Annotated in this window: 17 protein-coding genes, 1 pseudogene and 1 riboswitch; of the genes and pseudogenes, 10 read left to right on the top strand and 8 right to left on the bottom strand. The window is 72.2% G+C overall.

The features are described from left to right. The first annotated feature begins 60 nt into the window (after positions 1-60). A complete protein-coding gene (locus J421_RS11585; RefSeq protein WP_148306270.1) occupies positions 61-1,650 on the top strand; it encodes a tetratricopeptide repeat protein in 1,590 nt (529 codons plus the stop codon). A 95-nt stretch (positions 1,651-1,745) separates the two neighbouring features. Here J421_RS11585 and J421_RS11580 read toward each other — a convergent pair whose 3' ends face one another. After that, the gene (locus J421_RS11580; RefSeq protein ID WP_025411341.1) at positions 1,746-3,737 is read right to left on the bottom strand and encodes an SdrD B-like domain-containing protein; all 1,992 of its coding nucleotides are present in this window, start codon (positions 3,735-3,737) and stop codon (positions 1,746-1,748) included. A gap of 60 nt (positions 3,738-3,797) precedes the next feature. Further along, positions 3,798-3,878: riboswitch (cyclic di-GMP riboswitch) on the bottom strand. A gap of 151 nt (positions 3,879-4,029) precedes the next feature. Between J421_RS11580 and J421_RS11575 the strand changes: the two genes are divergently transcribed. Genes J421_RS11575 through J421_RS11555 form a run of 5 tightly spaced genes read left to right on the top strand, consistent with a single transcriptional unit; the run spans position 4,030 to position 9,953 of the window. Further along, the gene (locus tag J421_RS11575) at positions 4,030-5,067 is read left to right on the top strand and encodes a BMP family lipoprotein (protein ID WP_025411340.1); all 1,038 of its coding nucleotides are present in this window, start codon (positions 4,030-4,032) and stop codon (positions 5,065-5,067) included. Further along, complete coding sequence (locus J421_RS11570) at positions 5,067-6,710, top strand: ABC transporter ATP-binding protein (RefSeq protein WP_025411339.1); 1,644 nt, start codon at positions 5,067-5,069, stop codon at positions 6,708-6,710. The genes J421_RS11575 and J421_RS11570 overlap by 1 nt, the downstream gene beginning before the upstream one ends. Further along, positions 6,707-7,792 carry an ABC transporter permease gene (locus tag J421_RS11565; protein ID WP_236646242.1) on the top strand — a complete coding sequence of 362 codons (1,086 nt, stop codon included), beginning with the start codon at positions 6,707-6,709 and terminating at the stop codon, positions 7,790-7,792. The genes J421_RS11570 and J421_RS11565 overlap by 4 nt, the downstream gene beginning before the upstream one ends. Then, a complete protein-coding gene (locus J421_RS11560; protein ID WP_025411337.1) occupies positions 7,789-8,679 on the top strand; it encodes an ABC transporter permease in 891 nt (296 codons plus the stop codon). The genes J421_RS11565 and J421_RS11560 overlap by 4 nt, the downstream gene beginning before the upstream one ends. Continuing rightward, complete coding sequence (locus J421_RS11555; protein WP_025411336.1) at positions 8,676-9,953, top strand: MFS transporter; 1,278 nt, start codon at positions 8,676-8,678, stop codon at positions 9,951-9,953. The genes J421_RS11560 and J421_RS11555 overlap by 4 nt, the downstream gene beginning before the upstream one ends. A 23-nt stretch (positions 9,954-9,976) precedes the next feature. Here the strand turns inward: J421_RS11555 and J421_RS11550 are convergent, their stop codons facing one another. Next, positions 9,977-10,303, bottom strand: coding sequence for a nucleoside triphosphate pyrophosphohydrolase family protein (locus J421_RS11550; RefSeq protein ID WP_025411335.1), 327 nt, complete (start codon positions 10,301-10,303; stop codon positions 9,977-9,979). Positions 10,304-10,461: 158 nt separating this feature from the next. Next, the gene (locus J421_RS11545; protein WP_025411334.1) at positions 10,462-10,704 is read right to left on the bottom strand and encodes a CBU_0592 family membrane protein; all 243 of its coding nucleotides are present in this window, start codon (positions 10,702-10,704) and stop codon (positions 10,462-10,464) included. 23 nt (positions 10,705-10,727) lie between these two features. Here J421_RS11545 and J421_RS33375 point away from each other — a divergent pair, with 23 nt between their 5' ends. Beyond that, complete coding sequence (locus tag J421_RS33375) at positions 10,728-10,976, top strand: hypothetical protein (protein WP_025411333.1); 249 nt, start codon at positions 10,728-10,730, stop codon at positions 10,974-10,976. After that, positions 10,955-12,115 (top strand): tRNA epoxyqueuosine(34) reductase QueG, encoded by a 1,161-nt coding sequence (gene queG / locus J421_RS33945; protein WP_236646241.1) that lies wholly within the window; start codon positions 10,955-10,957, stop codon positions 12,113-12,115. The genes J421_RS33375 and queG overlap by 22 nt, the downstream gene beginning before the upstream one ends. Positions 12,116-12,897: 782 nt before the next feature. Here queG and J421_RS33940 read toward each other — a convergent pair. The 3 genes and pseudogenes from J421_RS33940 to J421_RS11515 form a co-directional block, all read right to left on the bottom strand. Next, positions 12,898-13,854: pseudogene (locus J421_RS33940) on the bottom strand (recombinase family protein); the annotation flags it as partial. Positions 13,855-14,164: 310 nt separating this feature from the next. Next, complete coding sequence (locus tag J421_RS11520) at positions 14,165-15,346, bottom strand: PD-(D/E)XK nuclease family protein (protein WP_148306269.1); 1,182 nt, start codon at positions 15,344-15,346, stop codon at positions 14,165-14,167. Positions 15,347-15,536: 190 nt separating this feature from the next. Continuing rightward, the gene (locus tag J421_RS11515) at positions 15,537-15,923 is read right to left on the bottom strand and encodes a hypothetical protein (RefSeq protein WP_025411328.1); all 387 of its coding nucleotides are present in this window, start codon (positions 15,921-15,923) and stop codon (positions 15,537-15,539) included. A 569-nt stretch (positions 15,924-16,492) separates the two neighbouring features. Here J421_RS11515 and J421_RS11510 point away from each other — a divergent pair. Beyond that, a complete protein-coding gene (locus J421_RS11510; protein ID WP_025411327.1) occupies positions 16,493-18,865 on the top strand; it encodes a hypothetical protein in 2,373 nt (790 codons plus the stop codon). 89 nt (positions 18,866-18,954) lie between these two features. Beyond that, positions 18,955-19,218, top strand: a complete 264-nt coding sequence (locus J421_RS11505) for a hypothetical protein (RefSeq protein ID WP_025411326.1) — start codon at positions 18,955-18,957, stop codon at positions 19,216-19,218. A 265-nt stretch (positions 19,219-19,483) separates the two neighbouring features. On the opposite strand, the gene J421_RS11500 is transcribed toward J421_RS11505, so the two are convergent. Beyond that, on the bottom strand, positions 19,484-21,052 hold the full coding sequence (locus J421_RS11500; RefSeq protein WP_025411325.1) for an ATP-binding protein: 1,569 nt from the start codon (positions 21,050-21,052) through the stop codon (positions 19,484-19,486). A 92-nt stretch (positions 21,053-21,144) separates the two neighbouring features. Continuing rightward, positions 21,145-22,269 (bottom strand): hypothetical protein, encoded by a 1,125-nt coding sequence (locus J421_RS11495; protein ID WP_025411324.1) that lies wholly within the window; start codon positions 22,267-22,269, stop codon positions 21,145-21,147. Between the last annotated feature and the right edge of the window lie 23 nt (positions 22,270-22,292).

Genomic DNA, 22,292 nt, shown 5'->3' with positions numbered 1-22,292 from the left:
ACCGCGCTGCGGGCCTCGAGCTCGTCGGCGCACGACGCGTCCCGTGCCTTGGAGATCCGCATGAAGTTCCGTCGCGCCGTGCCCATGCTGGGCCTGCTGTCGACGCTCGCCGCCCCGGCCTACGCCCAGGTGGCGGCTGGCGCCTGCAACATCGATCAGAACAAGCCGGGGTCCGTGAAGAACGCGACGCTGAGCCTCGTCCGCCTGCAGGGCGCGACCACGCCTGAGGCGCGTGGCCGCATCCTGACGGACGTGATCAAGCAGCTCAGCGCCGAGAAGTCGCAGGACAATCCGGCGGGGCGCAACTACATGCTCGCGCAGGCGCTCATCGCGTGGGCCGCGGAGCCGGGGATGGGCGGCACCGTGCCGCGTTCGTCGCTCGGCTACGCCACCGATCCGTCGGCGACGATCGACGTGCTCGCGGCGGCCGACTCGGCGCTGAAGCGGCTCGCCGAGGCGGCGCCGGGATGCGCGCAGCAGGTCGCCCAGATGCGCCAGAACCAAGCATGGCTGAACCAGATCAACGCCGCGATCGCGGCGCTGAACGGCGGCAAGGCCGACTCCGCGGAGTACTACGCGAACCGCTCGCTCCTCATGTACCAGGGGAGCCCGTACGCGTACCACGTCCTCTCCGCCGTCGCGCAGAACAAGAACGACGACGCCGCCGCGACGCGCTACTGGCAGAAGGTCGTCGAGACGGCGGGCACCGACACCACGTACCGCGACATACGCAACAGCGCGATGTACAACATCGCCGTGACGAAGGCGCAGGCCGTGGAGTCGGCGACCGGCGCGGCGCAGAAGCAGGCGGCGAAGGACGCCGCGTCGGCGCTGCAGGCGTTCATCGCCTCCGCGCCGTCGAGCCCCGACGCGCTCCGCGCGCAGCCGACGCTCGCCCGCATGCTGCTCATCTCGGGTGATACCGCGGCCGTCGCCGCGAGCTACGCCGACCAGCTCGCGAACTCGGCGAAGTACACCGACCTCGCGCTCACGCAGGCCGGCGTGACGGCGTCGCAGATCGGCAAGCCGGCGGACGCGGCGCGGCTGTTCCAGGCGGCGCTCGAGCAGAACCCGTACGAGCGCGACGCGCTGAACAACCTGAGCGCGACGCTGCTGTCGATGAAGCAGTACGAGAAGATCCTGCCGATCGCGCAGCGCCTCGTGCAGGTCGACCCGAGCAATCCCGACAACTACGCGTTCATCTCGCTCGCCTACAACGGCATGGCGAACGCCGCGGCGGCCGGCACGGCGGCGAAGAAGGCGCTGAACGACTCGGCGTTCAAGTACTACCAGATGTCGGAGGCGATGCCGGTGAAGGTCACCTTCACCGAGTTCACGCGCGGCGACAACCGCGCGGTCGTCGGCATGGTGGTGGAGGGCGTGCAGGCGAACGCACCCGCTCCCGCGTCGTCCACGCCGGCCCGTCCGGGTGCCGCGCGCGCCGGCGCCGCCGCGCCGAAGCCGGCCGCCCCCGCCGCGGCCGCGCCGAAGACGTACACGATCAAGTTCGACTTCCTCGACAAGAGCGGGAACGTGATCGACTCGCAGACGCAGACGGTCGGTCCGGTCGCGCCGGGCGACCGCAAGCCGGTGCGCTTCGAGAGCACGAAGCCCGGCATCGCCGGCTTCCGCTACGCGCCGCTGAGCTGACGAACTGAGAGGGCGAGAGGGCAGAGAGGGCACGAGGGCAGGAGAGTCATCAGCTCTCCTGCCCTCCTGCCCTCTCTGCCCTCTCGCCCTTTACGTCAGTCGCAGTGCGGCGTGCCCGCCTGGCCGTTGTTGAACGTGTCCAGCGCGTCCATCCACGCGTCGGCCTGCGCGTTCTTGATCGACGGCAGTGCGCCGTTCGTCGGCGTGTTCGCGAGCAGCCACGCCTCGGCGGCGTTCAGCGTCGAGAGCACCGACGGGCTCACCGGGGCGCCGTTCGCGCGGTTCAGCTTCGCGGCCATCCACTGGTGCGCGAGCTGGACGTACGAGTTGCCGCCCTTCGGCGCGATGTCGAACAGGCCGTCCCACGTCAGGCCGGTGACCTGCTTCTGCGGCGTCATCCACGGCGCGGTCGGCGAGTACGGCGCGGGCCACTTGTCCTCGTGGGTCTTCCAGTAGCCCTGCGTGTACGTGCACGCCGCGCCGCCGGTCTTCTCGTACAAGCCGAAGTCGATCGTGAGGTTCTGCGTCCCGGCGACGGCGACCGACACGCCGCTGCCGTCGCTGTCCAGCGCGTCGTTCGAGCCCGCGTCGGTCGGCGACGCGACGTAGCCGATCGGCGTGCCGCTCACCGTCACCGTGTACGTGCCGGCGGCGAGGTTCGCGAACAGGTACTTGCCGTTCGCGTCGGTCGTCGTCGTCTGCGTGACGGCGCCCTTCGCGAGCGTCACCGTGACGCCCGGGATCCCCGGCTCACCCATGTCCTGCACGCCGTTCTTGTTCAGATCGTTCCAGACGAAGTCGCCGACGGAGCCGAGCTGGTAGTAGCCGAAGTCCTGGTCGTTGTTCGTCGTGCCGCTCACCACGACCACCGACACGCCGCTCGCGTCGCTGTCCACGGCGTCGTTCGCGCCCTGATCGGTCGCGGAGACGTTGTAGCCGGCCGGCGCCGAGGGAACGACGCTGTACGTGCCCGGGGCGAGGCTCGAGAACGCGTACTTGCCGCTCGCGTCCGTCGTCGTCGTGCCGAGCGTGGTGCTGCCACGCTTCAACGTCAGCGTGACGCCCGGGATCCCCGGCTCGCCGGCGTCCTGGACGCCGTTCGCGTTCAGGTCGTTCCACACGAAGTCGCCGATCGCGCCGGGCTGGTAGAAGCCGAAGTCGATCGTGTTGTCCGTCGCGCCCGCGGCGAGCGTGACGGAGGCGCCGCTCACGTTGCTGTCCGTCGACGGGTCGCTCCCCTGCCCCGTCGGCGACGCGGCGTAGCCACCCGGCGCGGTGACGCTGACGGTGTAGCTCCCCGGGGTCAGCCCGGTGAACGCGTAGTGGCCGACGGCGTCGGTGGTCGTGGTGAGCGTGCCGCTCGGCCCGACGGCGGTCACCGTCACGCCGGCGATCCCGGCCTCGCCCGCATCCTGGATCCCGTTCGCGTTCGCGTCGTTCCAGACGAAGTCGCCGAGCGCCGCGACGAGCGGCGTGTTCGTGAAGACGACGACCGCCCCGGGGCGGTACGGGCCACCGATCACGAGCCCGGTCACCGAGTTGCCGGTGCCGGTGATCGGGGCGGCGATCGTCGAGTCGTGGCTCGCCGGGTCACCCCGCAGCCCATTCCGCTTCACGGTGACGTAGCTGAAGGAGGCGGCGTAGCCATTCGGCACGACCTCGGTCACGGACGCGAGGTCTGGGTTCGGGCCGATGTCTTCCCCGTTCTGCCAGACCTTGACGCAGCTGTTCGGCTGGACCTCGACGAGGAAGTCGGAAAGGCTGCCGAACCGCAGCGCGTTGCCCGGCTTGATGACGACGTGCATGGTCACGGCGGGCCCGCTCACGCCGGCCGGGTACATCTTGCAGACCTTGAGGATCTCGCTCTCCGGTCCGGTATTGGACGTCACGACGCCGCAGTTCGTCGTGATGGCGTTGCAGCCGACCGGCAGGATGTACGTGGCGCTCGGCTTGGCGGTCGGGCCGAGAGCGGTGGCCGCGGGCTCGATGGAGCGACCGCTGTCGCAGGCGACCGCGAGGACGGCAGCTGCGGCGACGAGGAACGACGCCAGCGGCGCGAACGCCGACCGGCGGGGGCGGAAGGGCATGAGGTTCTCCGAAAGGGGTGGCCCGGGCGCGGCGGCCCGGGGATCCGTCGTGCGACCCGATTCGGCAGCCGGGCCGTCTCGCCCCCGGCGAGACCCCAGGCATTGCGAGCCGGCCTCACGACCGGGGTGCCCTTTCGATCGGAACGTTTCCGCTGCTACTTCGACTGCACGGTCCAGCTCGGCTCTTGCGAGCTGAACCGTGGCCCAATGTCGAGATCGTCATATTGGCGCGCAAGGGTCGGTTCGGGCCGGTCCCCTCGCCCGAGCGCCGGCACTATTCTTCGGCACCTCCATGCGTAAGCTTCTGCTCGTCATCGGCGCGCTGCTGCTCGTGCACGTCGCGCTGCTCTTCGCGCACCCGACCGGGGCGGCCGAGCCTCCCGGCTCGGAAGGGCTCGACGTCGGCATCGTGTTCGACGTCGGTGGGCGCGGCGACAAGTCGTTCAACGACGGCGCGTACATCGGGGCGGAGCGGGCCGCGAAGGACCTCGGCGCGCGCATCCGGTTCATCGAGCCGGGCGAGGGCTCGGACCGCGAGGCCGGGCTCCGGCTGCTCGCCGCGGAAGGGATGGACCTCGTGATCGGGGTCGGGTTCATCTTCACCGACGACCTGACCCAGCTCGCGAAGGAGTACCCGAACGTCCGCTTCGCCGGGGTCGACTACGCGGTCGCCACCGACTCGGCGGGGAACCCCGTCCTCCCGCCCCCGAACCTCGAGGCGCTGAAGTTCCGCGAGGAGCAGGGGTCCTACCTCGTCGGCGCGCTCGCGGCGCTCGTCGGGAAGTCGAAGAAGGTGGGCTTCGTCGGCGGCATGGACATCCCGCTCATCCACAAGTTCGAGGCGGGTTACCGGGCCGGCGTGCTGCACGTCTGCCCCGACTGCCAGGTGATCGCGCAGTACGCCGGCGTGACCCCGGAGGCGTTCCGCAACCCCGGGCGCGGCAAGGAGCTGGCGCTGAGCCAGTACCAGTCGGGCGCGAACGTCATCTTCCACGCGTCGGGGTCCACGGGGCTCGGCGTGTTCGAGGCGGCGCGCGCGACGGGCAAGCTCGCCATCGGCGTGGACGCCGATCAGTACTCGGAGGCGCCGGGGTTCATCCTCACGTCGATGGTGAAGGGCGTCGACGCCGCCGTGTACGACGCGATCGCCGCCGTGAAGAACGGCACGTTCCGCGGCGGGATCCTGCAGCTCGGGCTGAAGGAGAACGGCGTCGGCTACATCTACGACGCGAACAACCGCGCGCTCATCCCCGACGCGGTGCGCGCGCGCCTCGGCACCATTCGCGACTCCATCGTGGCCGGCTACATCAAGGTCCCCACCGAACGCTGATGGCACTTTCGATCAGGGTGTCCGGCGTCGCGAAGGCGTTCGGGCCCGTGCAGGCCAACGGCGACGCGTCGCTCGAGGTGGAGGCCGGCGAGATCCACGCGCTCGTCGGCGAGAACGGCGCCGGCAAGTCGACGCTCATGCGCATGCTCGCGGGCATGTTCGCCCCCGACGCGGGCACGATCGAGGTCGCGGTCGACGGCGCGCTGCGCGACGTGACGGGGTGGTCGACGGCGGAGGCGATCGCGGCGGGCGTCGGCATGGTGCACCAGCACTTCATGCTCGTGCCGCCGCTCACCGTGGCGGAGAACGTGGTGCTCGGCCGCGAGCTGACGAAGGGATGGGCGCTCGACCGCAAGCGCGCCGTGGCCGAGGTCTGCGCGCTGAGCGAGCGCACCGGCCTCACGGTTCCCGCGGAGCGCCCCGTGTCGGAGCTCAGCGTCGGCGAGGCGCAGCGGGTGGAGATCCTGAAGGTGCTCTATCGCGGCGCGAAGATCCTGATCCTCGACGAGCCGACGGCCGTGCTGTCGCCGCCGGAGGTGCGCGAGCTGTGGCGTGTGCTCCGCGGCCTCACCGCCGGCGGCGGCACGGTGGTGCTCATCACGCACAAGCTCGACGAGGTGGTGGAGATCTCGGACACGATCACGGTGATGCGCGCCGGTCGCACGGTGGAGCGCATCCGCACGAAGGACACGACGCCGCGCGACATCGCGAAGGCGATGGTGGGACGCGACGTCAATCTCGCGCTCGACCATCTCGCGGCGCCGAGCGAGCGTGGAGCGGAGAGCGTGGAGCGCGGAGCGGACGACGCTTCCGCCCTGTTAGGCGCGAGCGCGATGGAGAGCGCTCCACGCTCCACGCTCCACGCTCCCCGCTCGGGCAGCGGCCCGGCAGCGCTCGTCGTGCGCGATCTGGTGGTCCCGAGCGCGCGGCGGCCTAACGAGGTCGACGGCGTCTCGTTCGACGTATCGCCGGGCGAGATCTTCGGCATCGCCGGCGTGGAGGGGAACGGGCAGACGGAGCTCATCGAGGCGATCGCCGGCCTCGCGCAGCCGGCGAGCGGGCGCGTCGCGCTCGGCGGGCAGGACGTCGGCGCGCTCGGGGTGCGCGAGCGCGCCGACACGGGGCTGTCGCACGTGCCGGAAGACCGGCACCGCCGCGGGCTGGTGCTCGACTACACGGTGGGCGACAACCTGATCCTCGGCCTCCAGCACCGCTTCACGCGCGGCGCGTCGCTCGACGCGCCCCGCATCGACGACAACGCGCGACGTCAGATCGCGGCGTTCGACATCCGGCCCGCGGACGCGGCGCTGCCCGCGCGCGCGCTCTCCGGCGGCAACCAGCAGAAGATCGTCGTCGCGCGCGAGATGACCGGGCGCGACTACCGCGTGCTGCTCGCCGCGCAGCCGACGCGCGGCGTCGACGTCGGCGCGATCGAGTTCATCCACGCGCAGCTCCGCCGAGCGCGCGACGAGGGCAAGGCGATCGTGCTCGTGTCGGCCGATCTCGCGGAGATCCTGGCGCTCTCCGACCGCATCGCGGTGATGTACCGCGGCCGCTTCGCGACCGTGCTGCCGCGCGGCGAGGCGAGCGCGGAGATCCTCGGCCCGTACATGACGGGCGCCGCGTCGGAGCGGGTCGCGTGAGCGCGGGCTCGCGGATGCGCGCGCCGCTGCAAGAAGCGCTGCTGCCGGCGCTCATGGCGCTGGCGATCGCGGTGCTCGTCGGCGACCTGCTGATCCTCACGTTCGGCCAGTCGCCGGGCGCCGTGTACCGGCTGCTGCTCGAGGGCACGTGGGGGAACGCGTACGGCTTCGGGCAGGTGCTGTACAAGGCGACGACGCTGACGTTCACCGGGCTCGCGTTCGCGGCCGCCGCACGCGCGGGGCTGTTCAACGTCGGCGCGGAGAGCCAGCTCGCGACCGGCGGCTTCGCCGCGGCGCTCGTCGCGCTCGGCCTGCCTAACGGCACGCCGGGGATCCTCGCCGTGCCGCTGTGCCTCGTCGCGGCGGCGCTCGCCGGCGGCGTGGTGGGCGCGATCCCGGGATGGCTGCGCGCGCGGTTCGGCGCGAGCGAGGTGATCGTCACGATCATGATGAACTTCGTCGTGCTCGCGGCGCTCAACTACGTCGTCGCGTCGCACCTGCACGTGCCGGAGACGCTGCACACGCCGGAGACCACGGTCGGCGCGATGCCGCGGCTCTCGGCGATGATCCCGGCGTTCGCCGGATCGGCGGCGAACACGGTGCTGCTCGTCGCCCTGGCCGCGGCGGCGGCGCTGTGGTGGCTGCTGTTCCGCACGCGGGGCGGCTACGAGCTGCGCGCGGTGGGGCTGCAGCCGGACGCCGCGGAGTACGGCGGCGTGCGCGTGGGCCGCGTGTGGATCCGCGCCATGGCGCTCTCGGGGGCGCTCGCCGGGCTCGGGGGACTGAACTACGTGCTCGGGTACAAGCACTACTACGAGGAGGGATTCGCCACCGGCTCCGGCTTCCTCGGCATCGCGGTGGCGCTCGTCGGCCGCAACCATCCGTTAGGCGTGGTGCTCGCCGCGCTGCTGTTCGCCACGCTGTCGCAGGGCGGCCTCGCGGTGAACGCGCTCGTGCCGAAGCAGATGGTGGAGGTGCTGCAGGCCGTCGTGATCCTCGCGATGGCGACGTCGGTGCCCGAGGTGCAGCGGCTGCTGCGCGCGTCGGCTCGGCGACGCTCGGCGACGGGAGAAGCGGCATGATCGTGCTCGTCTTCCTCGCGCAGACGCTGCGCATCGTGATCCCGTACCTGCTCGCGGCGGCGGGGGGCGTGATGAGCGAGCGCGTGGGCGTCATCGCGCTCACGCTCGAGGGGTTCATGCTCACCGGCGCGTTCACCGCGGCGGTGGGGAGCTACTTCGCGGGGTCGCCGTGGGTAGGGCTCGCGTGCGGGCTGCTCGGCGGGCTCGCGCTGTCGCTGCTCTACGCGCTCGCCGCGGTGCGCTTCCGCGCCGACCAGGTCGTGGTGGGCGTCGCGCTCAACCTGCTCGCCACCGGCGTGACGCGCTTCTTCCTGCGCTTCGCGTTCGACAGCTCGTCGAACTCGCCGCGCGTGCCGGGCTTCGGGCGCGAGCACACGGGGAGCGCGGCGCTCGGGTCGCTGCTCGACTCGCTCGCGAACCCGCTCGTGTGGATCGGGCTCGTCACGATCCCGGCGGTGGCGTGGGTGCTCTACCGCACGCCGTTCGGGCTGCGGGCGCGCGCCGTGGGCGAGAAGCCGGAGGCGGCGACGTCGTTGGGCGTGTCGGTGCCGCGCGTGAAGGTGCTCGGCGTCGCGCTGTCGGGGATGCTGGCGGGGCTCGGCGGCGCGTACCTCGCGCTCGACCAGCACCAGTTCACCGACGGGATGACGGCGGGGCGCGGGTTCATCGCGCTCGCCGCGGTGATCTTCGGCCGTTGGGACCCGAAGCGCGTGGCCGCGGCCTGCCTGCTGTTCGCGGCGGCGGAGACGTTCCAGATCCAGCTGCAGGGCGCGCAGCTCATCCCGTCGCAGTTCGTGGAGATGATCCCGTACGTGCTCACGATCGTCGCGCTGGCCGGCGTCGTCGGGCGCGCGACGCCGCCCGCGGCGCTCGGGAGGGCGGAGTGACGGGCGCCGTCGCGCCGCCGCCCCCGCCCGCGGCGCAGGCCGCGGCGAGCGAGGCGCCGCAGGGCGTCGGGAAGCTCGTGGTCCTCATGATCACGGCGTTCATCGACATGGTGGGCGTCCTCATGATCATCCCGCAGCTGCCGTTCTACGCGAAGCGGCTCGGCGGGAACGGCTTCGACGTCGCCGCGTTAGGCGGCTACCACGTCGGCATCGGCCAGATCACGGCGCTGCTCGTCTCCGCGTTCACCGTCGCGCAGCTCCTCAGCGCGCCGATGTGGGGGCGATTCTCGGACAAGTTCGGACGGCGGCCGGCGCTCATGATCGCACTCGGCGCGTCGGCGGTGGCGTACGTCATCTTCGGGTTCGCGAACACGCTGTGGCTGCTGTTCCTGTCGCGGCTCGTGCAGGGCGCCGGCGGCGGCACGGTCGGCGTGATCCAGGCCTACGTCGCCGACGCGACGCGGCCGCAGGACCGCGCGAAGAGCCTCGGCTGGCTCTCCGCGGCGACGAACGCCGGCGTCGCGTTAGGCCCGGTGTTCGGCTCGTGGACGCTGGGCCTCAAGATCGGCGGGCCGGGCCTCGTCGCGGCGGCGCTGTGCGTGATCAACATCATCTTCTGCGGCATCTACCTCACCGAGTCGCACGACGTGCGCGCGCACGCCGGGAAGCCGAAGCCGCGTCGCTCGGGGACCGCGGTGGCGCGCGTCGTCACGCACTCGTCGGAGCCGGCGTCGCGGCTGATCTGGATCTACGCGGTGGGGATCGGCGCGTTCCAAGGCGTGAACTCGATCCTCGCGCTGTTCCTCGCCGTGCGCTACGGCGTGACGGCGAGCACGATCGGCTACTTCTTCATGTACGTCGGCGTGATCTCGGTCGTCACGCGCGCGCTCATCCTCGGCCGCCTCGTGGACTGGCTCGGCGAGGCGAAGCTCTCGCGCATGGGGCTCGTCATCATGGCGATCGGCCTCGCCACGCTGCCGCTGACGGTGCACTACTGGCAGCTCGCGCTCGCCGTCGCGCTCATGCCGCTCGGCGCGGCGTTCACGTTCCCGTGCGTGACGGCGCTGCTCTCGCGCGTGATCTCGAACGAGGAGCGCGGGCTGTACATGGGCGTGCAGCAGACGTTCGGCGGCCTGTCGCGCGCGATCTACCCGATGATCGCGGGCTTCACGTTCGACCGGCTCGGCGTCGGCGTGCCGTTCTTCATCTCCGCGGTGCTCGTCGCATCGACGCTCCTGCTCGGCCTCGATCTGGAGTCGTACGCGAAGCACTGACGACCGCGACGTCGTAACGGCGCTCACTCCACGCGCGTCCGGCTCCGTTCCGAGGAGAACCCGTCCGGGTAGCGCCGGCGGAGCTTGTCGATGTTCGTCGCGCCGACCTCGTCGAGGCTGACGCCGAGGACGCCCGCCAGCGCGGCGACGTACCAGAGACAGTCGCCCAGCTCCTTCACGACCGCGTCGCGGTCGAGCGGCGTGGCGTGGAAGAGATGCTTCTTCACGTGCTCCGCCACCTCCCCGGCCTCGCCGGTGAGGCCGAGCGCGGCGTTCGCCAGCCGCTCGTCGGGAGTCTGCGCGGGGCTGAGTGTGCGGGCGGCGAGCTGCTGGTACTCGTCGAGGGTCATCGGGGGCGCGGGAGAGCTGAAGGCGGTGGGAAAGGCGCCGTGCACGGCGCTGGCGGTACTGCGCTGGCGGTATGGCGGATGGGGCGCGACCGACGTGTGAAGGTCTCGATCGGCGCGCACGAACGGATCGACGGGTGGTGGGGCGGCGGATGCGGCTCTCACCGCTTCGCGTTTCCGGCGGGCCGGAGCAGCGGCCAGAGCGAGAGCAGCGCCCAGCTTCCCTCGAGGATGATGAACCCCCACCGCCGGTCGACGGCCGCGATCCAGGTCAGCAGCCCGCTGCCCGCGAAGTTGAGGAGGTTGTAGAGCGTGTCCTCCCGGCCCATGCGGCCGCGCTGGTAGGCGACGTAGGCGGCGAGGATCATCGCCGCGCCGACCAGGGAGACGAGTTGATAGAGCATGCCGGTGCCGTGAGATTCGAGAGATGCGCTGGTTCCGTCTCGTGCTCGCCCTCGCGCCGCGCGCCGCCGTGCGCCCCGGCCTCGCTGCCGACCTCCTGCGGGTCGCGTGGCGGTTCCGGGCGCGCGACTGGTGGCGTCGGCTGCCGTTCCTGCCGCTGCCGCCGTCCGAGTACGTGCGGTGGCGCATGTACACGGCCTACGGCGACGAGGAGGCCGTGCCGCCGGCCGAGGACGTGATCCGGTACGCGCGGTGGATCGGACGACAAAGATGATCACGGCGGCCCTTCCCTCGCTCGAATCCCTCGTCAAGGCACAGGCCTACGGGCTCGGCTTCGACCTCGTCGGCATCGCGCGGCTCGGGCCGGCGGAAACCGCCGCCGCGTTCGACGCGTGGCTCGCCGAGGGGTACGCCGGGGAGATGACGCCGTGGCTCGAGCGCGGGGCCGAGAAGCGGCGCGACTTCCGCCGGCCGGTGGCGGGGGTGCTGAGCGCCGTGGTCGTGGCGATGAGCTACGGCGGCCGCGAGCCGGCGGGGCCGGTGGCTCGTTACGCGCGCGGCGTCGACTACCACGACGTGATGGCGGAGCGGCTGCGCGCGCTGCACGACGGGGTGCGCGAGCGCGTCGGACGCGACGTCGCGGGCAAGGCGTACGTCGACACGGGACCGATCCTCGAGCGCGACCTCGCGCGCCGCGCGGGGCTCGGCTGGTTCGGCAAGAGCACCATGCTCGTGAACCCGACGCTCGGCTCCTTCTTCTTCCTCGGCGCGCTGCTGCTCGACCTCGAGCTGGAGCCGGACGCGCCGTTCGAGGCGGACCGCTGCGGGACGTGCACGCGGTGCCTGGACGCGTGTCCGACGGGCGCGTTCGTGGCGCCGCGGACGCTCGACGCGACGCGGTGCGTGTCGTACCTCACCATCGAGGCGCGGGGGGGGATCCCGGAGGCGCTGCGCGACGGCGTGGGGGATCGGATCTACGGGTGCGACGTGTGCCAGGACGTGTGTCCGTATAACCGTAAGTTCTCAATCGAGCTGTTCGAGGACTCGCCGTACGCGCCGAGGGCGGCGCTCGCGGGCAAGGACGCGCGGTCGCTCGCGCTCTCGCTGCTGTCCATGTCGCAGGCGGAGTTCTCGGCCTCGTTCAAGGGCTCGCCCATGAAGCGCGCGAAGCTGCGGGGGCTCCGGCGCAACGCGTCGGTGGTGCTGGGGAACGTGGGGGCGCCGGACGACATCCCGGCGCTCGTCGCGGTGCTCGCGGACGACGAGCCGCTGGTCCGGGGGCACGCGGCATGGGCGTTGGGGAGGATCGGCTCCCCGGCCGCGCTGCAGCCGCTGCGCGAGCGGCTCTCGTCCGAGGACGACCCCGGGGTGGCCGGGGAGCTGCGGTCCGCGCTGGCGGCGCTCGGGGGCTGACCGCCCCCGAGCGCGAAGTGCTTCGGCGCGTTGGGCGCCGTGCGCAGCGTGACGACCGCGGTCTTCCGGTTCGCGCGCTTTTTCCCCGGGATCGGCTCCACCACGATCAGCACGTCGTACACCCAGTAGTCGAGCAGGATCTTCCGCTCCTCGGGGCCGCTCTTCGCCCAGGCCGCGGCGATGTTCCGCGTCTCGTGGATGATCCCGCAGAGGCGCTCCCACGCGTTCTCGCGCGACTGCGCGAAACGCTCGGCGCGCGCCAGCTCCTCGCGCGCGGACTGGATCCGCCGCCGGACGACGTCGAGCTCTCCGAGGAGCGGGTTGTCGTCGAAGCCCTCTTGGCCCGCGAGCTTCGCCACGGCGCGGGCGAGGTCCTTCTGCTTCGCGGTGAGCTGCTCGAGCGAGGCGCGCGCCGCGGTTACCGCGTCGGCAGCGCTCTTCCGGAACTCGTCGCGCTCCAGCAGCAGCGCACGCACGTCGTCCTGGAACTCCACGCTCGTGCGCTCCGAGACGATCAGGTCCTTGATCTTCTCCTCCAGCTCGAGCGCGTCCACGTTCCAGACCTTGCAGCCCGCCTCCTTGCGGCGCTGGTAGGCAGTCTCGTTCGCGCGCGCCTTCGGCTGCGCGTGCGCGTACACGCGGGCGCTCCCCTGGCCCGCGCCGAGGCGCCCCCCGTTGTAGTCGACGCCGCAGTGCGCGCACACAGGTCGAATGGGGAACAGATCGCGCCGACGACGCTGGCGCCGCTCGCCACCGTCTTCAGCCGGCTCGCGCTTGAGCCGCTCCGACACCTTCTCGAAGAGCTCGACGTCGACCAGTGACTCCCACTTGGCCTTCACGCGGCGCCGCGCGCGGTTGCCCTCGTCGTCCGGTTGGTCGTGGTACTCCACCTGCCCGATCAGGGCGCGGTTCGTGAGGAGATTGCGGATGGAGCTGTGGCCCAGCTTCCCACCCTTCGGCCCTCGGACGCCCTTCTCGTACAGCTCCGCGCCCACCTTGTCGAGCGACGCGCCGCCCAGGATGCGCAGCGCCGACTTCCGCCAGAGCTTCAGGACCGGCTGGTCCCCGACCAGGATGACGCCCCCTCCACCAGCGGCCGAACGCTGCCCGGGCTTCAGGATGCGGTTCGTGCTCGTGTCCTTGCGGAGCGTCCCCCAGGGCGCGGTGCCGGCGGTCCACCACCCGTCCGCGGCGTGCTTCACGCGGCCGCGACGAGCGTTCTTCGAGAGGTTGACCGAGTAGAGGGCGGCCGCGTACGCGTACAACGCCATGGTCACCGCGTCCACGAGGCCATCGCCGGTGCGCTGGACCGTCACGAAGTGCAGCTGCCAGCCCGCGCTCTCGAACTGCGAGTACACGGCGAGGAACGCCATGATGTCGGGGGCCCCCTCCGAGTCGAGGATGCGGCCGAACCGGCTCGGGTCGTAGATCTCCACGCGCCCGGGATCACTCTTCTTCCGCGGGTTGGCCAGGCAGAACGCGAGCATGTCCTGAAATTCGGGGCGGTCGAACGTGGTGCCGGAGCGGTCGTCCGCCCAGACGAACTCACGGTCGATCGCGCCCCACTTCTTGTCCGCCTCCGCCGACTGCTGGTCGTGCGAGTGCACCTGCCGATCCTGCGACTCGGTGCTCTTACGCGAGTAGCGGATGCGGCTCGGGATGGTCCCGGCAACGGCGCCCACGCGGGCGACCCACGCGACGAGTCGCTCGCGCCAGGAACGGAAGTCACGCTGCGTCATCGAAATCCTCGAGCAGGGAGTTCGCCACGATCTCCGCCACGCGCCTGCGGCGCACGAGATCGTGGGGGTCGGTCGCGCGCACCTGTACGACGGCACGGCGCGCCACGAGTACGTCCGGGCTGATCAGGGACCGCAGGTGCTCGGGTAGGGACAGCCCCGGGGCGCCGTTGCCGGCCCCCCGCGTGCTGTCGCCGCCCCCCGCCGCTGCAGCCATGGCCCACCCGACCACTGGTGTCTTCGCCTCCGAGCGGATGTGCTCGGCAGGTCTGAGGGCCAGGGTATGAGGGGCCGATCGCCTTTGAGAAGTGCCCTAAAGGCCTGGGCGGTCACCGGACTCCCTCGCGCCAGCGCTGTCGAGGTACTGGCGCCATGCGGGCGGCGCGAGTTCCGGGTTGGCGCAGATGACCGACCAGTTGCACCAGCGGCAGGCGGTCGGCGTCCGGCTGACCCGATCCCGGTCGATCATGCCAGTGGCGTCCTGCTGGGCCGCGATCCCTTCGACGCAGCGCTCGAGCGTTCGCCGTCCCTGCTCGACGTCGGCCGGCCCGAACGCCCACCAGACATCCGACTCCCCCGGGGTCCGGGCGGACAGGTCGACGACCCGCGCCGCGATGCACCCGGTCGGCCCGTAGCGCACTCCAAGGTGCGTCACGGCGTACCACGCGTACACCTGCAGCTGCGACCGAGCCGCCTCGATCCGATCGCCGACCCGGCCACTCTTGACGTCGGCGATGACGGCGGTGCCGGCCGGGAGCGGGACGCCGACGTCGGGCAGCTCGATGCGTGCGCGGCTGATGTAGGCGACGTCCGGCGCCGCATAGACGCGGACCGGCACGCCCACCATCTCCACGAGCGTCGCCTCGAGGCTGTCGCAAGCCAGGATGTCGCCGCGGCCGCATGCGGCGAGGTCCGCGAGCACGGGGTGTGACAGCAGTCGGCGCAGGAGGCCGGCGGCGCGGGCCTGTGTCGCCTCGACGATGGCAACTGGCGGGCGCCCCTCGGGCCACTCGCCGAGCAGCACCTCGCGCAGGAGCGGTCCCCGCCGGTCATCGGCGAGCCACCCGCCCACGTCCCGGTTCCGCGCGGCCGCGTTCAGGCGCCCCCGCATGCCCTCGTACAGCTCCTCGTAGGCCGGCGGTCGTCGGCCGTCTCGCAGCGCCCGCGTGATCCGCGCGAACGCGTCGTGGATCCCCACGCCCAACACAGCGGGCACGCTGGTCAGTCCCTTCAACGCGTGAGCGACCCGCACCTCGACCGGTGCGTCCGGCCGCCAGCCGCCGTGCGCGCCGGTGGTCGCCCACCAGTCCGCGAGCTCACACTGGTCGCGCCGCCGAACCCGCGACAGCGAGACGTGGGTCGTGGTGGTGACCGAGCGTGTCGTCAGCCTCGTGGCGAAGCGGTCGACGCGCGCAGCTCCCGTGTTGGGCGCATGGCCGTCGTCAACACGCCCGACACAGTGACCACCTGTCGATGCCGCCGCTGGTGCGGACACCTGTGCGCCTCCAGGCGAGCATTCGTGGTCGCCGGCGGTGTGAAGTCGCGGGGTGGCGGACACGTGGGCCTCCGGGTGCGAGGGGGGGGCGACTCGGTGAACGGGCCCACCCTACCCTCGTCATCCGGCTCGTCCGAAAACCGTCGGCTGTCTCGAGCGTTCCCATGTCAGCCAGGGAACGCGGCGTCTCTCACGCGGACGGCATCGGTAGCTGCGCGCACTGCACCGCGTCCGTCGTGGCGGCGATCATGTCGGCCCACAACGCCGGATCGCCAGCTTCCAGCTGGGCGTCCTCCCAGCACGCGCGTTCGCGTTGCTCGTGGTCCGCGACCAGGCAGCCCTGCGCGTGGCCACCACCCATCCGCCCACAGGCGACGCACTCCGCGTTCGGCGGCTCGTCCCACCCGCCCGGGATCGTCACGTACATCCCGGTGCCGACTCGCGGCGTCGTAGCCGACCGCGCCCACGGCGGCTGGTGCGTCGCGCGCCCGCTCGCGCCGCCGCAGGAGACCAGGCTGTGTGCGGGCAGCGGCGAGGTGGTCTCGAAGAGGTCGAGCTGACGGGGATCGGTGCGCATCGCGATGCCTCGGGAAAGAGTGAGTTCTCGCGTTCGACCGAGCGCCGGTCGCCGCAGACCTCACCTACCCGCGCGCCCCCGGAGCTCCGAATCCCACACGCGTCGCGGTGTGACGCATCGGGAAGGGTCTCGGCGCCGCGGGAAGCCCCACACCGCTCACGATCGGAGCGTCGAGCGCCACCGTCCGTGAGCCGGCCGGTGTCGTCCGCTCCCCGGCCCGCCCCGGGCCGTTGATGGCTGCCCGGACGTGAGCGCACGGTGGTCGTATCACCGTAGCGGCGCTCCGGGCCTTACGATCGCTCGCTCCTCGTGGTCGCGGCGGGCGGGCCGGCCACGCTCGCCTAAGACGTTGTCGCGAACCGAGATGAACGGCGACACCCGCGGCCGAGGCGGATTCCCTGGCCCGCGGCTCGGGACTGTGTTCGGAAAGGCCGACGCAACGGACGGGAAAGTGTTGGACTTACGCCCCTGCGAACCGCCGCGAACCGTCCCGCACTGCCTCGCGATCGCAAGCCACGAGCGCCCGCACGACTCCGCGACCTCCCCCTCCACCTCCCTCCCATCGTAAGATGCCAACCCTCGCCGAGAGCATCGCCACCTTCCTCGCCAAGGCCGACGCCGGCGAGATCGTCAACCGCAAGACCGGTCGCGCCGGCCGGTTCCCGAAGAGCCGTCGCGACCCGATCCTCTCCAACGTGCGCGCCGCCGTGCGGCACGCGCTCATCCCGATGCACGGTGACCGCTGCCTGTCCGACGCCGAGCTCGAGGCGACGGAGATGGCGCCGCTCTTCGCGTCGCTGCCGGACGTGGCGTACCTCGGCGCCGTCGAGCGGTCGGACCCCGGCAAGGAGCGCAGCAACGTCCGCCTCTTCGTCAGCGTGGTGACCGGCCGCGACGCCGTCACCGAGCGCAAGCCGGCGGATCCGTCGCGCGTGCTGCCGCCGTTCGAGCCGCTCTACGAGGCGCTCGTTCGCGACGCCGAGGCGACCGGCCTGCGTCGGAACTACCCCGCCGCCCTGCTCCGCTTCCAGGACCTGCTCCTGGCCAATGGCGTGGCCGACCCGACGGTCATCCCCGACGACTTCGACGCCGTCATGGCGATGGGCGCTCGCGTCGGTCGCAGCCGATCGCGGGTCCACTACGAGCTCGGTGCCTACCGGAAGGCCGCCGACCTCCTGGGCGCGGCCGACCTGCCGCGCTGCTACGAGGTGGTCACGCCCCGCGGGCAGGGCATCCGCGGCCTGCCGGACCACCCCGAGCTCCTCCGCCGGGCGGGAGTCGCGACGAACCCGCTCGACCTCACGCCACTCGACATGGTGAAGGCGCTCGCCCCGAAGCTCGGCGCCGCCGTGGAGGAGGTGACCAACGCGGGCCGACACGCCGGCCTGAGCCCCGCATGGGAGCGCAGCCTCGCCGACACGGCCAGCTGGATCGTGGCCTCGCTCATCCGTCTGCAGGAGAGCCACGGACAGGCGCGGGAGATCGCGCTCCCGACGCTCACGTGGTACGCGCTGTGGACACACCGGGTCGCCGTGCAGATCACCGGCACGACGACCGAGCGGGACGACCAGCTGGCCGAGCTCCTTGGCGAGTCGGCAGCGCCGGTCGAGATGCAGCCGCTCATGCGCCGGCTGGCCGACATCTCCGCGCGACGGAGCTACGAGCACTCTCCCCTTACGCTCAAGAACCCCGCGCACGAGGACGACGAGGTCCCCGTCTACACCGAGAAGCTGATGCAGCAGGTGGAGATCGCGTTCATGATCGCGCACCGGTTCTTCGGGACGACGCTCCTCCAGAAGTCGCCCGAGAAGTGGGTACCGGCGCGTGTCGCGTACGAGGAGCTCACCGGGCACATGGAGACGTACAACAAGCCGCGCCACCTCGTCGGCCGGAAGGCGAAGGGCAAGCTGGTGTTGACGTGGCCGCAGCTGGTCTGCCTGGGCCTTCCATATCTGCGCCGTCGCGCTCTGCACCTCGAGGCGCAGGTGCAAGAGCGGCGCGCGCGCCTCGGTCACCTCGAGTCGCGAGAGAGCCAGAAGCTCGTGGACGACTTCCACAACGCCGTACGCGACTACGTCACGACCGCGGTACTCGCGGACGACTCCCTGCGCGTCAAGAACTACTCCGGCGCCATCGCGGGTGAGCACGTCGTCGTCACGCCCATCCGCGACGCGCGTGGCCGGTGGGTGGGCGTCAGCGAGATCCGGACGCGGTTCTCCGGCCTCGACGAGCACGAGGTGAGCCTCAAGGTGGACACACGCGGCACCACGCCGAACGAGCGGGAGCGGCGGCTCTCCCCCGGGATCGTCGACCACCGGCTCTTCCACGTGTTCTGGACCGAGGGGCGGGCACGGGCCCTGGTACGGGCGGGCGTTCTCCCCGACGTGCAGGCCTTCGACCCGGCTGACGACGGCTACGCGGTCTGGGTGACGCCGCGTCCGAGCGAGCGACAGCGCACGGCGGCGGGCTGGCGCGGCCACATGTCGACCGACTCCCTCTCGGAGATCTTCGGCCGGTCACTCCACGCGATCGTTCGCGACGTGCTCCGTATGAACGTGCCGGACTACGACGACCCGGCCCTCACGGAGGAGTACCGCGCCATCTTCTCCGCGCACTACGTGCGGCTCCTCGTCGGCAACTACTTCGGGGGCGTGCTCGGCGACTGGACGACGGCGTGTGTGCGTACCAACGACTCCGAGGCCACGCTGCGCAAGCACTACGTCCACATCAGCGCGGCCATGAACGAGCGCATGCACCGACGCGGACCCGAGAATCCGCGGTGGTTCAACAGCGTCATCGCTCGGATGCTCGAGCTGCGTGACGGGGACGACTGGGACGCCTTCTGGGACGCCTTCGATCCCGATCGCCCCGACGCGGCGCTCCCCCAGCTGGAGACAGGGCCGACGGCAGCCGAACGGCGGCGACGCCGGCGAGCGGCGTGAGGGGGTAGACGGGGGTGTGCGGGTGGGTGCTCGGTGAGGATGACGCGGGTCGGAGACGCCGGCCCGCCCCTCCCTTCGCCTTAGGACCCATGACGTTCCAGCCCCGCATGTACGCCGCCGAGTTCCGCTCCGCCCTGCGCATCGGCAAGACGAAGCTCTACGCGCTGCTAGCCGTGCCGGGCACGCGCGAGCGGCTCGACGCCGGCTTCGACGTGATGGGTAGGCTGCACTTCGACCGCGCCGCCGCGGAGGCCTACATCCGCGAGCTACAGGCCGGGGGCAGCATGGGCCGATCGCGGCATCTCGGCTCCTACGCCTGGGCGCGCAGCGTGGCACGGCCGGAGTCGTGTTGACGCTGCGACCGCCGTTGGTCGGCCGGCCGCACCGCCTGCGAGCACTGCATCGCCGACGGGTGAGTGCAGCTGGGCCGAACCGGTAGGCGCGACACGCCGCGCGCCGGGACAGTTCGGGGACAGTGCACCATCGGCACGGCGCGGGTGGGCCTTCTCGGGCCCACCCGCGCCGTGTTGAGCTACCTCCGTGGCGCCAGGGCGCGTGCTCGCGAACACCGCGATGTCTCGCTGCACCGTCCCCGGGGGCCGGAACATGAGCGCGGCGTCAGGATGATCGTCGCGCCCAGCCGCCCGGAGAATCCGGCGGATCGTCCGGAGGCCGGTGGCGCGCCGCCGAGGCGGGAATCGGCAGTGAGTCCGGCGCGACCACGAGCTCGCGATGGTCGGGCGCCGCGAGGGCGGCGATCAGCACCTCCCGCAGCGCCGCCACGAGCCAGCCGCCGGCCGTGCGGGCCGTCGCATCGTCCTGCCCGAGCACCACGGCCCGCGCCGCCCGGGCGTACGCCTCCGCGTGGATGCGCACCGTGTAGCCGAGTCGCTCGCACACGTCCGTGAGGCTCCCGAGCGCCGGCCAGCGACGGAGCACCGCGCGAAGCTCGCGCTCGGGCAACCGGCGCAGGAGGACGACCTCCTCGAACCTCGTCGCCAGCTCGAGCGGGAGCCCCGCGTGCACCAGCGCCTGGATGCTCGGCGCGCCCCGCAGGTCCAACAAGCCTGTGAACGCACCCATCGCGATCACGAGCGCCTCCCGGCTCGACCACGCGCCGCCGGTGTCGCCGAGCTGCACGCTCCCGTGCCCGACGAGCCCGAGCAGCGATGCCAGCACCTCTTGGCGCTTGGCGGCCATGTTGCCGTGCACGTCCGGGCGGACGCCAGCGTGGTGGATCTCGTCGATGACGATCACGGCGCGCCGCGCCCGCGGCGAGTCGGGTGCAGCGCCGGCGATGGCGGCGCTGATCAGGTCCCCGATCGACGGCGCGCCACTCCATCCCGGGGACGTCAGCTCGAGCGCGTCGACCACGACGACCGGCACGTCCCAACCTCCTACCTCGAGCGCGTGCCGGAGTGCGTCGATGGTCGCGGTCTTCCCCACCCCCGAAGGGCCGAGGACGAGGGCCCGGCCGCCGCTCGACAGACCGCCACCGACGTGGAGCCCGGCAAGCAGCGCGAGGCGCGCCACGGCCTTGTCTTGCCCGACGATCTCCGCGAGCATCGCCGCCCGGATCTCCGCGATCGTGGCGCGGAGCGCTTCCGGCGGCAGCGTGGTGCACGGGCGCAGCGGGGAGGACGCGAGCGGGGCGGGCGGGAGTGGGGCGTTGTGGGAGCGCCCGGTGGCGGCGGCGCTCACCAGGGGCGGCACGCGGCGCGACCCGTCGAGCCGCCAGTACTCGTCGGCGATGACGAGGTACGCCTCGCCGGCCCCGAGCCGCTCGCGGCACGGGCCGCACGCCACACGCGTCGGGCCGGCGACGTTTCGCCGATACGGCGCCCCGCGCTCGACGCCGCAGCAGCCGCACGTGCGAGCAGCCCGCGCGCGGATGCGCTGGAGCAGCGGGGCGACGGTCTCAGCGCCGTCGGGCAACTCCGCCTCGAGCGCGAGCGTGCCGTCCGCCTCGTGGCAGACATGCACCACGAGACCGTCGCTCGCCCACACGTTGTAGAGCAGCTCGACGAGGGGCCACCACCCGGGGCTGACGGAGGCCCGCGCGACCGCGCGGCTGATGCCCGTAGGCCTGGCGGGAGTGCCGGCCGGCGCGGGTGGGAAGAGATCCAGCTGCACCTGGCCGCCGTCGGGCGGCGACGAGGCGCCGGGGTTCTCGGATGGAGTGGTCATGCCAGCACCCTACCCGCGCCGCTCGCCTGGACCGAAAATCGCCGCGCGCCGGCCGCCACACCCTCGGGCAACCGGCGCGCACCACAGGCGGCTCAGGCCGCGGCGCGCCGCACGAGGGCGCGCTGGGCGGCGACGTGGGCGTCGCGGAGCACGCAGTACTCCGCGTACCACCGGGAGATCGGCTCGATGCGGGTCCGGCTGCGCACGACGGCCGTGGAGCGCGCCAGCCGCTCGCGAAACCGGTCCTCGTGCCCGTCACGGACGACCAGGAGGCCGGCGCGCACCTGCAGCCCGAGCGCCTCGGCCGCGTGGAAGCGGTCCCGCAGCTTGTCGACGCCGTCGTGGGTACGGTGCTCGACCTCGACGATCGTGAGCTCCTGCTCCGGCCGCGCGAACAGGTGCGCCGTCTGTGGGGCGCCGATCAGGTCCGCGCGCTCGAGGGTCGCGATGTGCGGCCGGGCGCAGGGCGCCACGCGGCCGACGAGCCGGTGGGCCGGCACGTCGGGCAGCCCCACCGCGTGCATGCACGGGTGCGCGACCTTGGTGCGCGCCTCGAGCGGCGGGGCCGACGCGCGGAGGCCGTATCTGAGCTCCAGCACCGCCGCCACGACCGCGACGCGCTCCTCGGTGGTCAGCAGCGCCGAGGGGTCCAGGCCGGGCGCGTGCGCGAGCACGCGCGCGAGCTCCCCCACGCCGTGCCCGAGCGCGATGCCCAGCTCCGGGACCCGCAGCATGAGACCCATGTCCTCCCAGCGCGCTGCGAGCGTGAGGTTCAGGCGCCGGATCGCGCGCTCGCCGAACGCGCGGGTCACGGCCGCGGCGATCAGCGCGTAGTCGAACGACACCAGCGCGAGCGTCGGGCGGCCGCGCTGCCGCGGGCCGACGGCGGCGACCGCGACCTGGAACGCGCGCCCGCCGTCCGCCAGGTGCCGCACGAGCCACTCGTGGTGCGCGCGCGTGACGTGCAGCGAGACGCGGTGTTCGCGATCCACGAGGCCGCCCATGATGCGGGCGACCACGTCGGGCCGGCCGTCCACCGTCTTGATGCTGCCCGCGTGGGCGAGCCCGGCCGGCGCGAACCGCACGGGTGCGCCGACGACGCGGGTGACCTCCGCCTCGCAGACCGCGCGGCGAGCGGCGGCGGTCCATCCCTTCGTACCGGGGACCCGGACTACGCGGCCGTCGAGGGTGGTGAGCGCGCGGATCATCTTCGTCATGTCGATCGTCTCCTGTGACGTGT

Origin of the sequence: Gemmatirosa kalamazoonensis, from assembly GCF_000522985.1 — a bacterium.
In the GTDB taxonomy this organism is placed as follows: Bacteria; Gemmatimonadota; Gemmatimonadetes; order Gemmatimonadales; family Gemmatimonadaceae; genus Gemmatirosa; species Gemmatirosa kalamazoonensis.
This window is presented reverse-complemented; position numbering and strand designations above follow the sequence as displayed.